Raw genomic sequence first — 16,649 nt, 5'->3', positions numbered from 1 at the left:
CGAAGCCCCAATCCCCCGTGTGACTCTGCGTCGTTGTGCGATCGCGCTATGCTACCGGCTGCCACGACGACTACAGCGCCGCCAGGCGCGACTCAGGGGGCCACGTGAGCATTCTCAGCGGATCATCGATACTGATCACCGGAGGCACGGGGTCCTTCGGCAAGGCGTTCATCCGCCACGCGCTCGACTCGCTGGGGGTGCGCCGCCTGGTGGTCTTCTCCCGCGACGAGCTCAAGCAGTACGAGAGCAAGCAGCTGTTCGGCGACGACGAGCGCCTGCGCTGGTTCATCGGCGACGTACGCGACCGCGATCGCCTCACCCGCGCCATGCACGGCGTCGACCACGTCGTCCACGCCGCCGCGCTCAAGCAGGTCGACACCGCCGAGTACAACCCGTTCGAATACGTCCGCACCAACGTCGCGGGCTCCCAGAACGTCGTGGAGGCCGCCATCGACTGCGGCGTGCGCAAGGTCGTCGCGCTCTCCACCGACAAGGCCAGCAGCCCGATCAACCTCTACGGCGCCACGAAGCTGGTGGCCGACAAGCTGTTCGTCTCGGCCAACCACTACGCCGCCGCCCACGAGACCCGCTTCTCCGTCGTCCGCTACGGCAACGTGGTGGGCAGCAGGGGCTCGGTGGTCCCGCTGTTCCAGCGCCTGGCCGAGCAGGGCGGCAGCCTGCCGATCACCGACAAGCGCATGACGCGGTTCTGGATCACGCTGGAGCAGGCCGTCAGGTTCGTGGTCGACTCGTTCGACCTGATGCAGGGCGGCGAGCTCTACGTGCCGCGCATCCCGAGCATGCGCATCACCGACCTGGCCGAGGCGCTGGCCCCGCAGAGCGCGGTCTACGAGATCGGCGTGCGTCCCGGCGAGAAGCTGCACGAGGAGATGATCGGCCCTGACGACAGCCGCAGGGCGCTGCGCCTGGCCGACCGCTACGTCGTCCAGCCGACGATCGCCACCTGGGGCTACCGGCCGCCCGAGACCGGCGAGACGCTGCCCGAGGGGTTCTCCTACCGCTCCGACACCAACGACCAGTGGCTGTCGGTCGACGACCTGCGGGCGATGGTGACCGGCTGATGCTGCCCTACGGACGCCAGTCCATCGACGAGTCCGACGTCGAGGCCGTCGCGGAGGTGCTGCGCGGCGACTGGCTGACCACCGGGCCGGCGGTCGGCGCGTTCGAGGCGGAGCTGGCCGAGTGGACGGGCGGCGTGCCCTGCGTGTCGGTCACGTCGGGCACCGCCGCGCTCCACGTCGCCTACGCCGCGGCCGGGGTGCGCCCGGGAGACGAGGTGATCACCTCGCCGCTGACGTTCGTGGCCACGGCCGCCACGGCGGCGCTGCTCGGCGCGCGAGTGGTCTTCGCCGACGTGCAGCCCGACACCGGCAACCTCGACCCAGGCGCCGCCGCCGCGCACGTCACGACGCGGACGCGGGCGATCACCGCGGTCGACTACGCGGGCCATCCCGCCGACTACGACGAGCTGCGCAAGGTGGCGAAGCGGGCCGGGGCCACGCTGATGGCCGACGCCGCGCACGCGATCGGGGCGACGTACAAGGACCGGCCGGTGGGGGCGCTGGCCGACCTGACGACGTTCTCGTTCTTCCCCACCAAGACCGTGACCACGGCCGAGGGCGGCGCCATCGCGGCGCCCGACCCCGCGATGCTGCGGCGCGCGGCCCGCTTCAGGAACCACGGCCTGGTCAGGGACCCGGCCGAGCAGCGCACGCCCGGCGAGGGCGGCTGGCACCAGGAGGTGCACACGTTCGGGCTCAACTACCGGCTGCCCGACGTGCTCTGCGCGCTCGGCATCAGCCAGCTGCGCAGGCTCGGACGCTTCCGCGAGCGGCGCGCCGAGCTGGTCGCCCGCTACCACACGCTGCTGCGCGACGTGCCCGGGCTGACGCTGCCCGCGCAGCGCGCCTACGTACGCCCGAGCTGGCATCTCTATCCCGTCAGGATCGGCGACGGGCGGCGGCGCGAGGTCTACGACCGCATGCGCGCGGCCGGCATCGGCGTGCAGGTCAACTACATGCCGGCCTACTGGCATCCGGTGTTCGAGGACATCGGCTACCGGCGCGGCCTGTGCCCCCAGGCCGAGGCCTACTACTTCGAGGAGCTGTCGCTGCCGCTGTGGCCCGGCCTGACCGACGCCCAGCAGGACCACGTCGCCGAGACGCTGGCCGGGATCCTGCGCTGAGCCTTCAGCGTTCGGCCAGCAGCAGGCAGCCGTCCTCGCCGCGGTCGATGAGGAAGCGGCGCTCGGCCACGGTCGTGACCGTGCGCTGCCGCGAGCGTACGAGCGGGCGCAGCGCGCGGCCCTGATCGATCAGCACCTCCCACCACGACTCGTGGCCCACGCACGCGTCGATGCCGGCCAGCGGCACCCGTGCGTGGAAGTTCTGGCCGGCCAGCTCCACCGGGAAGTACATCTCCTCGCCGTCGCTCCTGCGCAGCAGCCGCAGCACCGGCTCGCCGTCCCCGAGGTCGGAGATGCGGCCGGCCAGCACCAGGTCGCCGCCCTCCACCCGGCACTCGCCGATGATCGCCTGGGCCGTGCGCACCCGGATGCCCCAGGCGCCCTTCGCGCTGCGTACCGGCACCAGCCACACCCCCGACCTGCGGCGCGGCGCCGGGATCAGCGGCGGCAGCCAGCGCGGCCCCGCCACCCTGCACTCCAGCCGCAGCCCGCCGCCGCGCACCCGTACGTGCAGGTCCCACTGGCCGTGCCGGGCGAGCTGCGCCCGCGACAGCGTCTCGGGGTCGAAGGCGAACCTGAACGGGAACGCGTGCTCCGGCAGCCGGCCGCCGTCCTCCTGCTCGACCTCCTCCCAGAGGGGGAAGCTCGCGTTCTCCGACAGCACCACGGTCTCGCCGGTGCCGCGCTCGCGCAGCCACGTACGCACCCGCACCCGCCGCAGGTCGCCGATGTCGAAGGTCCCGACCGCCACCCGGCCCGCCCCGTGCAGCACGTCGTCGTGCCAGTCGAGGCTGACCAGCCTGGCCCGCAGGCCCAGCTCGCGGGAGACGTCCGACAGGTGGCCCGGCATCGAGGGGTGGCGGCCGTGCCAGCGCTTGCGCCACCACCCCGACGAGCCGACCTTCGGCTGCAACCGGCCCTGCTTCGCCTCGGCGAAGACCCGCGACAGCTCATCCAGCCTGCGCATGTGCAGCAGGTGCACCATCAGGCGGTGCTCGAACGGGATGCTCAGCCACGCCTCCTGCGACACGCCGTCGAGGTAGCGGACGGCGAGGTCCACCAGGTCGGGGTCGGCCGCCTCCCCCATCGCCGCCATCGCCTCGACGGCGACCGTCATGTCGATGTCCAGCGTGTCGCGGTCGAAGTCGGCCTTCAGCCCAGGGGCGCCGCGGGCCAGCAGCCCGGCCGTCTGCGTCACCGACAGCAGGCGGTCGCGCAGGTTCGCCGGCTCCAGGCAGCGCTGGGTGATCGAGGCGCCCTGCTCGTCGCGCTGCCGCCAGTGGTAGACGACCCTGGCCAGCACGTCCACCGACCGCGCACCGACGTGGGCGGCCATGGCGACGGGCTGGTCCTCGTACATGCGCTCGGGGAAGCGCAGCCCGAGGCGGTCCCAGAACGAGCGGCGGTAGACCTTGTTCCACAACATGCGGTCGCGGACCAGCAGCGGGTGGCGGGTGATGTGGGTACGCCTGGCCGGCCTCGCGAACGCCTGCCGGTGCGCCCACGAAGGGATGAGCAGGTTGCGGTAGAGCCGCATGACGTTGCCGCAGGCCAGGTCGGAGCCGGTCGTCTCCAGCGAGGACACCATGCGCTTGAACGCGTCGCGCGGCACGGTGTCGTCGCCGTCCACGAAGGCGAGGTAGGTGCCGGTGGCGTGGGCCACGCCCACGTTGCGGGCGTGGCCCACCCCGTGGTTGTCCTGGCTGAGCAGGGTGATGCGCGGGTCGTCCGCCATCCTCGCCGCGACGGCCGCGGCGCCCTCGTCGTCGCTGCCGTCGTCGACGCAGATCACCTCCAGGTCGTCCAGCGTCTGCGCGGTTATGGAGTCAAGGCAGGGTCCGATGTACTTCTCGACGTTGTGGAACGGGACGATCACCGAAAGAACCGACACAGGAGCTCCTCATGGTGGGTCAGCCGGACAGCAGGCGTATGACGCGGCGGGCGACCTTGCGGGGGCGGGCCAGTCGGCGGGAGAGACGGTAGCCGAGCGTTCTGCGGTAGGCGGTGGCCTTGCGCTGCGTCCTGCGCAGCTTGGCCTTGGCCCGCACGAGCTCGCGTTCGCGGTAGGAGAGCTTGGTCTCAAGGCGGGCGATCCTGGCCAGGGCCGCGGTGAGCTGATCGGCCAGCCGGTCGCGGGCGCCCAGCAGATCCCGGTACGTCGGCGCGTGCTCGCCCAGCTCGGCCGGCTGGCCCAGCTCGGCGTCCAGCTTGCGGGCCAGGTCGAGGTCGCCCTGGTCGCAGGGCCGCTCGGCCATGCCGCACAGGGTCAGCGCGAGCTGGTCGGCCTCCAGCGGCCACGGCCACGGGTGATGGTGACCGGCCGCCAGCAGCCTGACCGCGAACCGCCACAGGATCCGGCACAGCACCACGCGCGGCTCGGGCGGCGTGGCGGGGGCCGCGGGCGGGTTGACCGCGGCGAACCGCTCGCCGTCGTAGACCAGGCTGTCGGTCGCGGCCGACGCGTCGCCGCCGGCCTCCAGCCAGCAGGCCAGCTCCGACAGCAGCTCGCGTACGGTCTTGACGTCCTCGCGGGCGCACGCCTCGACGAGGATCTCCTCCACGACGCGGCCCGCGGGCACCGGGTGCTCCTCGCCGCCCGGCAGGCGACGGGTGCCGCCGGCGGTCAGCTCGTACAGGGCCTGGCCCTCCTCGATGAGGCCGAGCGGCAGCTCCACCGGATGCACAGGGTCGGACGCCCGGGGCGGGCGGGTCGCGACGGCCAGCCACAGCGGCGCGAGCTCCTCGCCCAGCCCGTGCCTGAACACCAGCCTGGTCAGGCTGAGCGGGTCGGCCACCAGCATGCGCTCGCTCTCGCGGGCGCTCAGCGGGAACGTCAGCGCCTCTGGCAGCTCGAACGCCAGCGACTCACGCGACAGCAGCGAGCGCGGCGCCTGGCGGTCGGGGTAGGCGGCGTAGCAGCGCTGCAGGCTCAGCCCGGCCGACTCCAGGCCGAGGTCTAGCGCCGCGGGGCCGCCCGGGTAGCTGGGGTCGAAGCCGTGCGGGGCCCACTGGTCGTCGCCGCACTCGCGGTCGGCCGGCCGCGCCTCGATGAACCGGTCGATGCCGAGGTCGTTGCGTACGCCGAGGACCAGCCGGCCGCCCGGCCTGGTCAGCTCGGCCAGCGCGGCCAGCGACTCGCTCCAGGCCGAGGCCGGGGCCTCCGCCGAGTGGGTGCGCAGCAGGCCGTCGAGCGCCAGCACCAGGTCGTACGGCTCCTCGGCGTCCAGCACCTCAAGCCGGCCGCAGAACACCTCCAGCCCCGGGTGCCGCTCCCCCAGGTCGCGGGCGTCGGGGAACGAGCGCAGCAGCGCCGCCACCTCGCCCGACCTGGCGACCACGTCGTCCACCAGCGGCTGCGGATGCGGGCCCACCAGCAGCACCCTGCCATCCTCCGGGACCAGCCGCCTGATCAGCTCCAGCGCCGCGCCACGCCACTCGGTGACGCCCCCGATGCCGGACATGTCGGACCAGAGCAGCATCTCGCCGCCGATCAGCCGCACGTTCGCCGGCGCCTCGTTCACACTCATCCCCGCACTCCTGCACTCACCTTGGCGTGGCCGGCGGCGGACGGGGCGAGGCGCCTGCGTGGGGCCGCCGCCGGGGGGCGCTTCCATCCGAACATCCGCCGTAGCTCCTCCGGTGTCGCCTGATACTCGAAGCCCAGCTCGCGCCGCGCCACCTCGGCCGCCAGCTCGCGATCGACGTGCGTGCCGTGCAGCTCGGGCCACAGGCGCATGCGGCGGGCGGTGCCGCCGTATTCGGGCCGTTCGTCCTCGAACTGCATCGGGTCGCCGTAGACGGCCACCTCGCACCCCACCGACGCGCCGTAGAACAGCGCGCTGCCGAGCCGGTTGGAGGCCACCCTGCGGTGGCGCCGCAACTCGACGAGCTGCTTGCGCAGGAAGTCGCGGCCCTTCGCCTCCCAGCGGGAGCCGCGCTCGCCGTGACAGATGACCCGGAACCCCCTCGATTCGTATGCCCGCCGAATGTCCGGATTTGCGAATTCCAACCAATAAAGACAGACCGTTACCGGGCCAATCTCGACATCTCGGATTTCATCGGCGAGCCGGGCGTGATCCCCGCTGACGGAATGTTTTTCCCAGCCATGAAAGGGATACCAGATCGTACCCTCGCGATCCTCCCGCACGCCGAGGCCGGGCTCCTGGTAAAGGAGGTAGATCCACGGCGCGCCGATGAGATAGTGCCCCCTCCTGCCCATGGACCAGCCCCGGCGGCGCAGGACGTCCGACCAGATGAAACGAGGGTAACCGGGGCTGCACCAGTGGTCGTTCGGGGGAAATCCGTGCAGATAGTTCCATCCGTGCTGGAGGAAACCTTGAATGCGCTTTGGCGCCTCGTCCGGCAGGCCGCAGTACCTGCCGAGAATGCGGGAGTGCCCGTACCAGTGATTGGATTCGTCCATCATTCCCCCCGTACGGCTGGCGTGTCCTTCCCGACATTCCCAGCACCCCCGACGGGTCACGCATCGTTATACGCTTCCATTACTCAGGTCGGGGGCTTGGTTTTTCATCGGCTTCGCGATACGGCTACACTTCGTCATGGCTTGAGGACAGAGAGTGAGTGATCATGAGTCATCTCGACCGCCTGCGGGCCGTGTTCCGCATGGCGCTCAACCTTCCGCCCGACGCCGGCGTCGACGACCTCGAATACCGCGCCATCCCGCAGTGGGACTCCCTCGCGCACATGGCGCTCATCGCGGCGATGGAGGACGAGTTCTCCATCATGATCGACACCGACGAGATGATCGACATGAGCTCGTTCGCCAAGGCGGCCGAGCTGCTGGAGAAGCATGGCATCGGCGCCGCCGCCGTCTGACCCCCGCCCCGGTTCGCACCCGCCGCACCTTGAGCTCGGGTCGTGCGAGGAGGCCCGGGTGGGGTCTGTGACCGAGGGCGAGGCGTTCGTGGAGCGGCGGGTGGTGCTGGTCACCGGGTCGACGCGAGGGATCGGGCGGGCGGTGGCGGTGCGGCTGGCCGCGTCCGGTCACGCCGTGGTCATGCACGGCCATGACGAGGAGCGGGCCGCGAAGGCGGCGGCCGAGGTGGCCGCCGAGACCGGTGGCGCCACCGACTCCGTGCACGGCGACGTCGCCGACCCGGCGCGGGTCAACACGATGATGCGGCGCATCTACCAGCGGCACGGCCGGCTCGACGCGCTCGTGGTCAACGCCGGTGTGCACGCGGCCGGGCTGCTCGGGCTGACGAGCCGCGACACGATCGGCCGCCTCTTCGAGGTCAACGCCGTCGGCGCCACCCACACCCTGCAGGCCGCGCTCAGGCTGCTGCGCAGGGGCAGCGAGCCGGCCGTGGTGCTGGTCTCGTCGATCATGGGCAGGGCGGGCGGCGCCGGGCAGACGGTCTACTCCGCCACGAAGGCGGCGGTGCTCGGCCTCACCCTCGCCGCGGCCAAAGAGCTGGGCCCCCACGGCATCAGGGTCAACGCGGTGGCGCCGGGCTACATCCGTACCGACATGCTCGCCACCCTCGGCGACGACGAGCGCCTCGCCACGATCGCGGCGACCCCGCTCGGCCGCCTCGGCGAGCCCGACGACGTCGCCCGGGCCGTGGCCTTCCTCCTCTCCCCTGAGGCCGCGTTCATCACCGGCCAGGTCCTCGGCGTGGACGGCGGTCTGGTCCAGTGATGTCAGGAGACTCGCAGCCGCACGCCACCGGCGTGTTCCCGCATCCGCAGGCTCGGCTCATCGCTGCCGGCGATCCGGACGGTGTCGCCGGGGAAGACCTGGCGCGGTCCATCCGGCGGGCGGCCGGACGGTTCGAGGAGCTGCCGCCCGGGCCGGTGTTCTGCGGGACGCGGAACACGTTGGCGTCCGTCTTCTGTTACCTGGGGGCGTTGGAGGCTCGGCGGCCCATCGCGTTGCTTGATCCTGAGTTGCCGGCCGCCGCGCTGGGCGAGCTGGTCGAGCGGTTCGAGCCGAGCGCGCTCATCGGGTTCACGCAGGCGGGCGGTGAGCTGGGGCGGCGGCGCACCGCGCCTGATCCGCATCCCGACCTCGGGTTGTTGCTGGCCACCTCCGGCTCCACGGGCAATCCCAAGCTGGTCCGGATCTCGCGGGCGGCGGTGCTGGCCAATGCTCGGGCGATCGCCGTCGCCCTGAGTCTCGGACCGCACGACATCGCGCCGACCAGTCTGCCGTTGCACTACAGCTACGGGCTGTCGGTGCTCAACAGTCACCTCGTCGCGGGGGGCACGGTGGTGCTGACCGAGGCGGGGTTGCTGGAGCGGTCGTTCTGGGCCGATCTGAAGGCCCATTCCTGTACGTCGCTCGCCGCGGTCCCCTACCAGTACACGATGCTGCGCAGGCTGCGCTTCGACCATGCCGACTACCCCGCGCTCACCACGCTCACCCAGGCGGGCGGGCGGCTGGCGCCTGAGCTGGTCAAGGAGTTCGCCGCGCAGGCGGAGCGCTTCTACGTCATGTACGGCCAGACCGAGGCCACCGCCCGCATCGCGGTGCTGCCGCCCGACCGGCTCGACGACAAGCCGGGGTCCGTGGGCGTGGCCGTGCCAGGCGGGCGGCTGGAGGTCGACGGCGGCGAGGTCGTCTACCACGGGCCCAACGTGATGATGGGCTACGCCGAGACGGCCGCCGACCTGGCGAGGGGCGACGACCTGGGCGGCGTGCTGCGCACCGGCGACCTGGGCCGACTCGACGACGAGGGCTTCCTGTACGTCACGGGCCGCACCAAACGCATCGCCAAGGTCTTCGGCACCCGCGTCAACCTCGACGACGTCGAACGCCTGCTGCGCGGCTCCGGCCCGGTGGCCGCCACCAGCGGCGACGACCGCGTGACGATCTGGACGGAAACCCTCGACAAACCCGCCATGGCGCTGCTGGCCCGGCAGCTCGCCGCACAACTGCGGCTGCACTGGAGCGGCTTCGAGATCCGCCGCATCGACCGCCTGCCCCTGCTCCCGACGGGCAAGATCGACTACCGAGCGCTGGAGTCCATGACATGACGGGGATGGCAGGACAGGCCCTGACGGCGGGCGAGGCCGGAGTCGCTGACCTGATCGGGGTGGCAGGACAGGCCCTGGCGACGGGCGTGACCGGCAACCGAGCGTTGGAGTCGATCGCATGATCCGTCCGCAGATCGGGGTGGCGGGGCCGGCCCTGGCGGGGCCGGGGCAGTCGGTGTTCACGCTGGGCGCGGCGCGGCGGGAGGCCGTGTTGCTGCCCGAGCTGGCCGCGTTGACCGAGCGCCACCGCCTGGCGTGCCCGCCCTATCGCCGCATCCTCGACGCCATCGGCGCGACGCCGCCCTACGCCCGGCTGGCCGACCTGCCGTGGCTGCCGGTACGCCTGTTCAAGACCCACGAGCTGCGCAGCGTTCCTGCCCATGAGGTGTTCAGGGTGCTGACCTCCAGCGGCACCACCGGGCAGGCGCCGAGCCGCATCCACCTCGACAGGGCGGCCGCGGCGGCGCAGACCCGCATGCTGGCCGCCACCATGCGGCAGGTGCTGGGCGAGCGGCGGCTGCCGATGCTGGTGGTCGACATGCGGTCGGTGGTCCGCGACCCGATGCTGAGCGCTCGCGGCGCGGGCGTGCTCGGGATGATGAACTTCGGCCGCGACCACACCTTCGTGCTCGACGATCGGGGCGAGGTGGACGCGCGGGCGGTCCACGACTTCCTGGCCCGGCACGGCGGCGAGCCGTTCCTGGTCTTCGGGTTCACGTTCATGGTCTGGCTGCACCTGCTGGGCCTGGGCGCGGACCTGTCGCAAGGGGTGCTGATCCACTCCGGCGGCTGGAAGCGGCTGGCCGAGCAGGCGGTCGACAACGCCGAGTTCCGGCGGCGGCTGGCGGCTGAGTGCGGGCTGAGCAGAGTGCACAACTTCTACGGCATGGTCGAGCAGATCGGGACGGTCTTCTTGGAAGGACCCGAAGGCGACGGGCTCTACTGCCCCGACTTCGCCGACGTCGTGATCCGCGACCCCGAGACCTGGCAGGAGGCGCCGACCGGCGTCCCCGGGCTGGTCGAGGTGGTCAGCACGCTTCCCACGTCCTATCCAGGTCACGTGCTGCTGACCGAGGACCTCGGCGTGGTGCGCGGCGTCGATGACGGGGCCTGGCCCGGCAAGCGGTTCGAGGTGCTCGGCAGGCTGCCGCGAGCCGAGGCGCGCGGCTGCAGCGACACCATGGGGCGAGGCTGATGTCCGACGCCCACCCTCCGCAGGACGCCCGCACGCCACAGAGCACCCTTACACCGCAGAACCGCCACCCCTCCGAGGACGCCCGCGCTCCGCACAACGCCCGCTCCCCGCAGGACCCGCGCGCTCAGCAGGACCGCGCCGCCGAAGGCGGGTCCGAGGTCGAGGTGCTGTTCCCTGCGGGGGCGGCGGTGCCGGTCGAGGAGTTGTTGAAGCAGCTGAGCGAGAGCCGGCTGCAGGTGGGTGATGAGCGGGTCAAGGAGTTTCTGGCGGCGTTCGGCAAGCGGCTGCTGCGGCCGGCGCTCGCGCGCCGTCACCCCGAGCTGGGCTCGCTGGGCTTCTTCCTGCGCCCGGCCGAGCTGGCCCGTACGGTGGCGGAGCTGGCGGGCGAGCACGTACGCGTCCCGCGCGGCCTGATCTTCCACCTCCCGCCCGCGAACGTCGACACCGTCTTCGTCTACTCCTGGGCCCTGTCGGCCCTGATGGGCAACCGCAACGTCGTCCGCCTGTCGCCCCGCTCGGGCGCGGTGGCCCAGGTGATCCTGGAGGCGCTGCACGAGACCCTGGCCACCGCCGACCCGGTGATCGCGGCGACGCAGCGGATCGTCTCCTACCACCGCTCCGACGAGGTCACGGCCGCGCTGGCGGCCGCCTGCGACCTGCGGGTGGTGTGGGGCGGCGACCACTCCGTACGCGAGATCCGCCGCCACCCCCTGGCCCCGCACGCCCGCGACCTGACCTTCCCCGACCGCTCGTCGTTCGCGGTGGTGCGGGCGGCGGCCTGGTTGTGCGCGCCGAGGGCGGCACGGGTGTCGATCGCGGAGGGCTTCGTCAACGACACCTACTGGTTCGACCAGGCCGCCTGCTCGTCACCGCGCACGGTGTTCTGGGTGGGCGCGGAGGACGACTGCGAGGCCGCGCGGGCCGACTTCACCGGGCACGTGTCGCGGGTGGTGACCGTGCGCGGGTGGGGGGTCGATGCGGCGATGGCGGTGGAGAAGCGGGTGTCCACCTACGGGCTGGCGGCCGACGGGGTGGCGGAGAGCGTGGAGTTCCACGGCAACGCGCTGGCCTGCGTACGCCTGGCGGCCGCGGCTGCGGCTCCGCGGCGCTGGCTGGGCGCGGGCACGTTCGCGCACGCCAGGCTGGAGTCGCTGGCGGAGCTGGTGGCCCTGGTCGAGCGGCGCGACCAGACGATGACCCACTTCGGGTTCGGCAGGGGCGAGCTGGAGGAACTGGCCAGGGGCCTGGCCGGGCGCGGCGTCGATCGCATGGTGCCGGTGGGCGGCGCGCTGAGCTTCCACCGGGTGTGGGACGGCGTCGACCTGCCGGCCGAGTTCACGCGACTGGTGACCGTCGTCGCATGACGCTGGCGCCGCCCGCGAGCACGCTGGTGCGCCTGACGATGTCGAGGGGGCGCAGGCTCGGCTCGGGGTGGGCGCCGGCGGCGCTGGTGGGCGCGCTCGCCGTCGCCGTGTTCCTGTGGTGTGGGGTGTCCTGGCGTGATCTGGTGGTGTTCGCCGGGTATGTCGGCGTGGGCCTGGTGCTGCCTGGCACGTTGTTGTGGCGGGCGCTGACGGGCGGCGGCCGGTCGATGGCGGAGGATCTGGCGGCGGGCCTGGCGTTCGGGTACGCGGTCGAGGTGCTGGCCTACCTGCCCGCCAGGGCCGTGGGGCAGCCGCTGCTGGTGCTGGTCGTGCCGGTCGCGGTGGTGGCGGCGTTCGTGGGCGTGCCCAGGCTGCGGCGGCATTGGCGCGGGCCTGGGCTGCGCGAGCGGGTGCCGCCGTGGTGCGCGTGGGTGCTGGCCGGGATCGTGGCGTTCCTCATCGTGTGGAGTGCGGTGCATCTCTACGGGGTGCCGGTCGGGGCGGCGTACGGGGATCTGCCCTATCACCTGGCGCTGGTCGGCGAGCTGCGGCATCACGTGCCGCCCGCGCTGCCGGTGGTGCTGGGCGAGCCGCTGTCCTACCACTGGTTCGTCTACGCGGAGCTGGCCGCCACGAGCTGGGTCACCGGCATCGAGCCGCTGACGCTGGTCTACCGGCTGGGCACGCTGCCCATGGCGGCGGCCACGGTGGTGCTGGTGGCGGTGCTGGGGCGGCGGCTGGGCGGGAGCTGGGGTGCCGGGGCGGCGGCGGCCGGGGTGACGTACTTCCTGTTCAGCCCAGAGCTGGTCGAGGGAGTGGTGTTCAGCTCGCGGTCGATGTTCACGGTGTGGGCCAGCCCGACGCAGACGTTCGGGGCACTGCTGTTCGCGGCCGTGATGACGTCGCTCGTGCGGCGGCGGGTGCGGTGGGCGGCGCTCGCGGTGCTGCTGGCGGTGCTGGGCGGGGCGAAGGCGACGTACCTGCCGCTGTTGCTGGCCGGGCTGATCGCAGTCGTGGCCGTGCGGCGGCGGGCGGAGCGGCGGTGGCTGGTCGCGGCGGGGCTGACGCTGGGGTTCCTGGTGGTGGCACACGTCGTTCTGTACGGCGGCGGGCAGGGCACGCGGGTCGATCCGTTCGCCACCATGCGCGCGCTCTGGGGGCAGGGCACCATCCCGACGCTGGCACTGCTGACCGGGGTGCACCTGTTCTGCCTGGTTTGCGTGTGGGGCGGGGTGGCCGGGCTGGGGCGGCGGGCGCTGGAGCCGCCGCTGCTGCTGATGCTGGGCGTCGGGGCGGCCGGGATCGGGGCGGCGGTGCTGCTCGGGCATCCGGCGCAGTCGCAGCTCTACTTCCTGGAGGCGGCGCGGCCCTACCTGTCGATCGCGGCGGTCTGCGGGGTGCTGGCGGCGCCTCCCGTGTCGTGGGCGCGGGCGGCCTGCCTGGCGGGGCTGGGCGCGGGTGGCGCGCTGCTGGTGGCGACGCCCGGCATCGATGCCGGGCCGCCGGCGCGGGTGGTGGCGCCGTACGCCGTGCTCGCCGTCGCGGCGCTCGCGGTGTGGCGGCGCGGGCACGTGCTGGCCGTGGTGGCGCTGCTCGCCGGGTACGCGCTGCCCACCTCCGTACGCGTGATCGCCGCCCACGTCACCCCGGAGGAGCGCCGGCACCGGCTGATCCCCAAGGGCTCCCTGGCGGCCGGGCGGTGGCTGCGCGACCACTCGTCACCCGGCGACGTGGTGGCCACCGACCTGCACTGCCACCACCCGAGGTGGAAGGTCTGCGACAGCAGGCACTTCTACGTCTCGGCGTTCACCGAGCGGCGGGTGCTGGTCGAGGGCTGGGCGTACGCGGAGAGCACGCTGGCCAGGGCCGGCACCCGGTCCTACCTGGAGGTCCCGTACGCCGATCAGGACAGGCTGGCCGCCAACGACGCCGCGTTCACGACCCCGACGGCGCAGAACGTCCAGCGGCTCGCCACAAGATACGGCGTGCGCTGGCTCTACACGGGCATCAGGCCCGAGCTGGACGCGTACGCCCGCCTGCGCTTCCGCAACGCGACCACCTCCGTCTACGAGCTGAGCTCAGGAAGGTAAAGGCTTCCACCGCGCGGCGGAATGCCGCGGAGAAACCCGTCCGGCACGCCCGGCCTCCCCACCACCATCGTGTTGACCATGGCCACGAGCACGATCGGGGGAGTGAAGTGGACACCCGTGCCGCCCTGGAGCCGAGCCCTCTCCTGCTCGACCCGGCACCGAGCCTGGCGAGCGTGGACATCGTCATCCCCGTGCTCAACGAGGAGCGCGCCCTGCCCGGCTGCGTACGCACGCTGCTCCACCGCCTCGACGGCTTCCCGCTGCCGTGGCGCGTCACGATCGTGGACAACGGCAGCACCGACGCGACGTGGCGGGTGGCGGGGGCGCTGGCCGGGGAGTTCGCCGAGGTGCACGCCCGGCGGATCCAGGTCAGGGGGCGCGGCGCGGCCCTGCGGGCGGCCTGGCAGGCCAGTCCCGCCGACATCGTGGCGTACATGGACGTGGACCTGTCCACCGATCTCGACGCGCTGTTCCCGCTGCTCGCCGCGGTGGCGAGCGGCCATTCCGAGATCGCGATCGGCACCCGCCTGGCGCACGGCTCGCGCACGCGGCGCTCGCTGCGCAGGGAGATCGTCTCGCGCGGGTACAACGCCCTGCTCAGGTACGGCTTCGGCGCCCGCTTCAGCGACGCCCAGTGCGGGTTCAAGGCGGTCAGGGCCGACGTGGCCAGGCCGCTGCTCGCCAGGGTCGAGGACGACTCGTGGTTCTTCGACACCGAGCTGCTGCTGCTCGCCGAGCACAACGGGCTGCGGGTGCACGAGGTGCCGGTGGACTGGATCGAGGACGCCGACTCCCGCGTCCAGGTGGTCAGGACCGCCGTCGACGACCTCAAGGGGCTGGCCAGGGTCGCGCGGACGATGGCGCGCGGCGGCGCCGACGTGGAGGTGGCGAGGCGCGAGCCGGCGCCCGCCCACCCCGACCCGGTGCTCTCACCGAGCATGGTGACGAGCGCGGCCATCACCTCGTTCGCCGCCATCGGCACCGTCTCCGCCGTCCTGTACGCGCTGCTCTACCTGCCGCTGCGTGGGCTCTGGCCGCCGGTGCCCGCCAACCTGGGCGCGCTCGTCCTGACCGGGCTGTGCACGCTGGTGGCCAACCGGCGCTGGGCCCCTGGGCTGCGGGCCGCCATGCGGCTGCGGGCGCCGGCGCTCGTCCTGGCGACGTACGTGCTGACCACGCTGGCCGTGCTGACCGTGCCGCCGTGGGCGGGGCTCGCGGCCGAGGTGAGCGCGATCGTCACGACGTACTGCCTGCTCACGCTGCTCAGGTTCGCCGCCCTGGACCGGCTGGTCCTGGCCCGTACGAGGAACTGACCCGTGGAGAGCGACGAGGTCCGCCGGCTGGTCGCGGTGGAGGACACGCACTGGTGGTACCGCGAGCGGCGGGCCATCCTGCGCGCGCAGCTCCGCCGCCTGGCCCGCCTGGGCCGGCCGGGACGGGCGCTCGACGTCGGCGCGGCGGGCGGCGGGAACACCCGGGTGCTCGCCGACGCGGGCTGGGCCGCGACGGCGACCGACATGTGCCCCGAGGCGGTCGAGTCGGCCAGGGAGCGCGGGCTCGACGCGGTACGCGCGGACGCGCGGGCCCTGCCGTTCCTGTCCGGCAGCATGGACCTGGTGACCGCGTTCGACGTGCTGGAGCACGTTCGCGAGGACGACCTGGTCGCCGCCGAGATCGCGCGGGTGCTGGCGCCGGGCGGGCACGCGCTGATCGCGGTGCCGTGCGACATGGCGCTGTGGTCGGCGCATGACGAGGCCGTCGGCCACGTACGCCGCTACGACCGCGACACGCTCACCGTCGTCGTCGAGAAGGCCGGGCTGACCGTCGAGCGGGTGTGGAGCTGGAACGTGCTGCTGCGCCCCCTGGTGGCCCTGCACCGGCGCCGCTCGGCGGGCAGCGACCTGCGCAGGATGCCCGTGCTGGTGAACGCCGGGCTGTCGGCGGTCGTCAGGGCCGAGCGGTGGCTGCCGGTCACCTCATTGCGGGGCGTCACCCTGTTCCTGCGCGCCCGCCTGCGGCGCTGAGATCGGTTCTCAGAACGAGACATTGCCGCCACATCCGCGATCGAAGTTGGCTCTAGGCTTGCGCATGTGGTGATTCATGCCCTTATCGCAGCCTCTCTGGCCTTAACCTCCGCGCCCGCCCAGGCGCCCGCCACCGACTGCTCCCGGGTCAAGTGCCTGGCGCTGACGTTCGACGACGGGCCGGGCACCCACACCCCCGCCCTGCTCAAGACGCTGTCGAAGGCGCGCGCGAAGGCCACGTTCTTCCTGGTGGGCAAACGGGTCGAGGCGCACCCCAAGATCGCCAAGCAGATCGTCTCCAAGGGGCACGCGATCGGCAACCACACCTACTCCCACGCCGCGCTCCCCGCGCACTCCGACAACGAGATCGACGAGGAACTGAAGCTCGCCCAGGAGGCCATCGAGAAGGCCACCGGGCAGCGGCCCACCATGTTCCGCCCGCCGTACGGGCAGAGCGACGAGCGGGTGCTCGGGGTCGCGTACCAGAACGAGCTGTCGCAGATCCTCTGGACGGGCACCACGCTCGACTGGAGCCTGCGCGACGCCAAGAAGATCAAGGCGGCCGTGCTCAGGCTGGCCAAGCGCGACGGCGTCATCCTCATGCACGACGTGGTGCCGCAGACCGTGCAGGTCATGCCGCAGATACTCAAGGAGCTCAAGAAGCGCGGCTACCATCTCGTCACCGTGCCCACGCTGCTGCGCGGCAAGGGTGGCCCGGCGGCCGGGGAGAGCTACTTCAAGTAATCGCTCCCGCAACTCGGGACGGGAACC

The 16,649-nt window shown here is 72.6% G+C and carries 14 protein-coding genes; 11 read left to right on the top strand and 3 right to left on the bottom strand.

Annotated elements, in window-relative coordinates:
- Window positions 1-104 precede the first annotated feature (104 nt).
- Both pseB and AB0K12_RS01515 read left to right on the top strand, forming a co-directional pair.
- Entirely contained in the window at window positions 105-1,082 is a 978-nt protein-coding gene (gene pseB / locus AB0K12_RS01520) for a UDP-N-acetylglucosamine 4,6-dehydratase (inverting) (protein WP_364554857.1), read from the top strand.
- Window positions 1,082-2,206, top strand: a complete 1,125-nt coding sequence (locus AB0K12_RS01515) for an aminotransferase class V-fold PLP-dependent enzyme (protein ID WP_364554855.1) — start codon at window positions 1,082-1,084, stop codon at window positions 2,204-2,206. The genes pseB and AB0K12_RS01515 overlap by 1 nt, the downstream gene beginning before the upstream one ends.
- Window positions 2,207-2,210: 4 nt before the next feature.
- Here the strand turns inward: AB0K12_RS01515 and AB0K12_RS01510 are convergent, their stop codons facing one another.
- From AB0K12_RS01510 to AB0K12_RS01500, 3 genes are read right to left on the bottom strand one after another with little or no spacing between them, the layout of a single operon-like run.
- Entirely contained in the window at window positions 2,211-4,097 is a 1,887-nt protein-coding gene (locus tag AB0K12_RS01510) for a glycosyltransferase family 2 protein (protein WP_364554853.1), read from the bottom strand.
- A 19-nt stretch (window positions 4,098-4,116) separates the two neighbouring features.
- Window positions 4,117-5,733: a hypothetical protein gene (locus AB0K12_RS01505; protein ID WP_364554851.1), complete on the bottom strand. Its 1,617-nt coding sequence runs from the start codon at window positions 5,731-5,733 to the stop codon at window positions 4,117-4,119.
- Window positions 5,730-6,632, bottom strand: a complete 903-nt coding sequence (locus AB0K12_RS01500; RefSeq protein WP_364554849.1) for a hypothetical protein — start codon at window positions 6,630-6,632, stop codon at window positions 5,730-5,732. The genes AB0K12_RS01505 and AB0K12_RS01500 overlap by 4 nt, the downstream gene beginning before the upstream one ends.
- A 161-nt stretch (window positions 6,633-6,793) precedes the next feature.
- Between AB0K12_RS01500 and AB0K12_RS01495 the strand changes: the two genes are divergently transcribed.
- The 9 genes from AB0K12_RS01495 (at window position 6,794) to AB0K12_RS01455 (ending at window position 16,622) form a co-directional block, all read left to right on the top strand.
- A complete protein-coding gene (locus AB0K12_RS01495) occupies window positions 6,794-7,042 on the top strand; it encodes an acyl carrier protein (RefSeq protein WP_345395873.1) in 249 nt (82 codons plus the stop codon).
- A gap of 58 nt (window positions 7,043-7,100) precedes the next feature.
- A complete protein-coding gene (locus AB0K12_RS01490; protein ID WP_364554847.1) occupies window positions 7,101-7,868 on the top strand; it encodes a glucose 1-dehydrogenase in 768 nt (255 codons plus the stop codon).
- A complete protein-coding gene (locus tag AB0K12_RS01485) occupies window positions 7,868-9,205 on the top strand; it encodes an AMP-binding protein (RefSeq protein ID WP_364554845.1) in 1,338 nt (445 codons plus the stop codon). Before AB0K12_RS01490 ends, AB0K12_RS01485 begins: the two co-directional genes overlap by 1 nt.
- A gap of 118 nt (window positions 9,206-9,323) precedes the next feature.
- Window positions 9,324-10,400: an acyl-protein synthetase gene (locus AB0K12_RS01480; protein WP_364554843.1), complete on the top strand. Its 1,077-nt coding sequence runs from the start codon at window positions 9,324-9,326 to the stop codon at window positions 10,398-10,400.
- The gene (locus AB0K12_RS01475; protein WP_364554841.1) at window positions 10,400-11,764 is read left to right on the top strand and encodes an acyl-CoA reductase; all 1,365 of its coding nucleotides are present in this window, start codon (window positions 10,400-10,402) and stop codon (window positions 11,762-11,764) included. The genes AB0K12_RS01480 and AB0K12_RS01475 overlap by 1 nt, the downstream gene beginning before the upstream one ends.
- Window positions 11,761-13,854, top strand: a complete 2,094-nt coding sequence (locus AB0K12_RS01470; RefSeq protein ID WP_364554839.1) for a hypothetical protein — start codon at window positions 11,761-11,763, stop codon at window positions 13,852-13,854. The genes AB0K12_RS01475 and AB0K12_RS01470 overlap by 4 nt, the downstream gene beginning before the upstream one ends.
- Before the next feature lie 107 nt (window positions 13,855-13,961).
- On the top strand, window positions 13,962-15,167 hold the full coding sequence (locus AB0K12_RS01465; protein WP_364554838.1) for a glycosyltransferase: 1,206 nt from the start codon (window positions 13,962-13,964) through the stop codon (window positions 15,165-15,167).
- A gap of 3 nt (window positions 15,168-15,170) precedes the next feature.
- Window positions 15,171-15,878 (top strand): class I SAM-dependent methyltransferase, encoded by a 708-nt coding sequence (locus AB0K12_RS01460; protein ID WP_364554836.1) that lies wholly within the window; start codon window positions 15,171-15,173, stop codon window positions 15,876-15,878.
- Window positions 15,879-15,947: 69 nt separating this feature from the next.
- Entirely contained in the window at window positions 15,948-16,622 is a 675-nt protein-coding gene (locus AB0K12_RS01455; protein ID WP_364554835.1) for a polysaccharide deacetylase family protein, read from the top strand.
- Window positions 16,623-16,649: the final 27 nt, after the last annotated feature.

The organism is Nonomuraea sp. NPDC049419, assembly GCF_040676995.1.
In the GTDB taxonomy this organism is placed as follows: Bacteria; Actinomycetota; Actinomycetes; order Streptosporangiales; family Streptosporangiaceae; genus Nonomuraea; species Nonomuraea salmonea.
The sequence above is the reverse complement of the archived record's forward strand: the minus strand, read 5'-3'. Positions and strand labels throughout refer to the sequence as shown.

What these genes read in the sequence shown, in the direction of transcription:
- AB0K12_RS01485 (WP_364554845.1), top strand. Translation starts at nt 7,868, where the DNA reads ATGTCAGGAGACTCGCAGCCGCACGCCACCGGCGTGTTCCCGCATCCG.
- AB0K12_RS01480 (WP_364554843.1), top strand. Translation starts at nt 9,324, where the DNA reads ATGATCCGTCCGCAGATCGGGGTGGCGGGGCCGGCCCTGGCGGGGCCG.
- AB0K12_RS01500 (WP_364554849.1), bottom strand. Translation starts at nt 6,632, where the DNA reads ATGATGGACGAATCCAATCACTGGTACGGGCACTCCCGCATTCTCGGC.
- AB0K12_RS01470 (WP_364554839.1), top strand. Translation starts at nt 11,761, where the DNA reads ATGACGCTGGCGCCGCCCGCGAGCACGCTGGTGCGCCTGACGATGTCG.
- AB0K12_RS01515 (WP_364554855.1), top strand. Translation starts at nt 1,082, where the DNA reads ATGCTGCCCTACGGACGCCAGTCCATCGACGAGTCCGACGTCGAGGCC.
- AB0K12_RS01475 (WP_364554841.1), top strand. Translation starts at nt 10,400, where the DNA reads ATGTCCGACGCCCACCCTCCGCAGGACGCCCGCACGCCACAGAGCACC.
- AB0K12_RS01495 (WP_345395873.1), top strand. Translation starts at nt 6,794, where the DNA reads ATGAGTCATCTCGACCGCCTGCGGGCCGTGTTCCGCATGGCGCTCAAC.
- AB0K12_RS01505 (WP_364554851.1), bottom strand. Translation starts at nt 5,733, where the DNA reads ATGAGTGTGAACGAGGCGCCGGCGAACGTGCGGCTGATCGGCGGCGAG.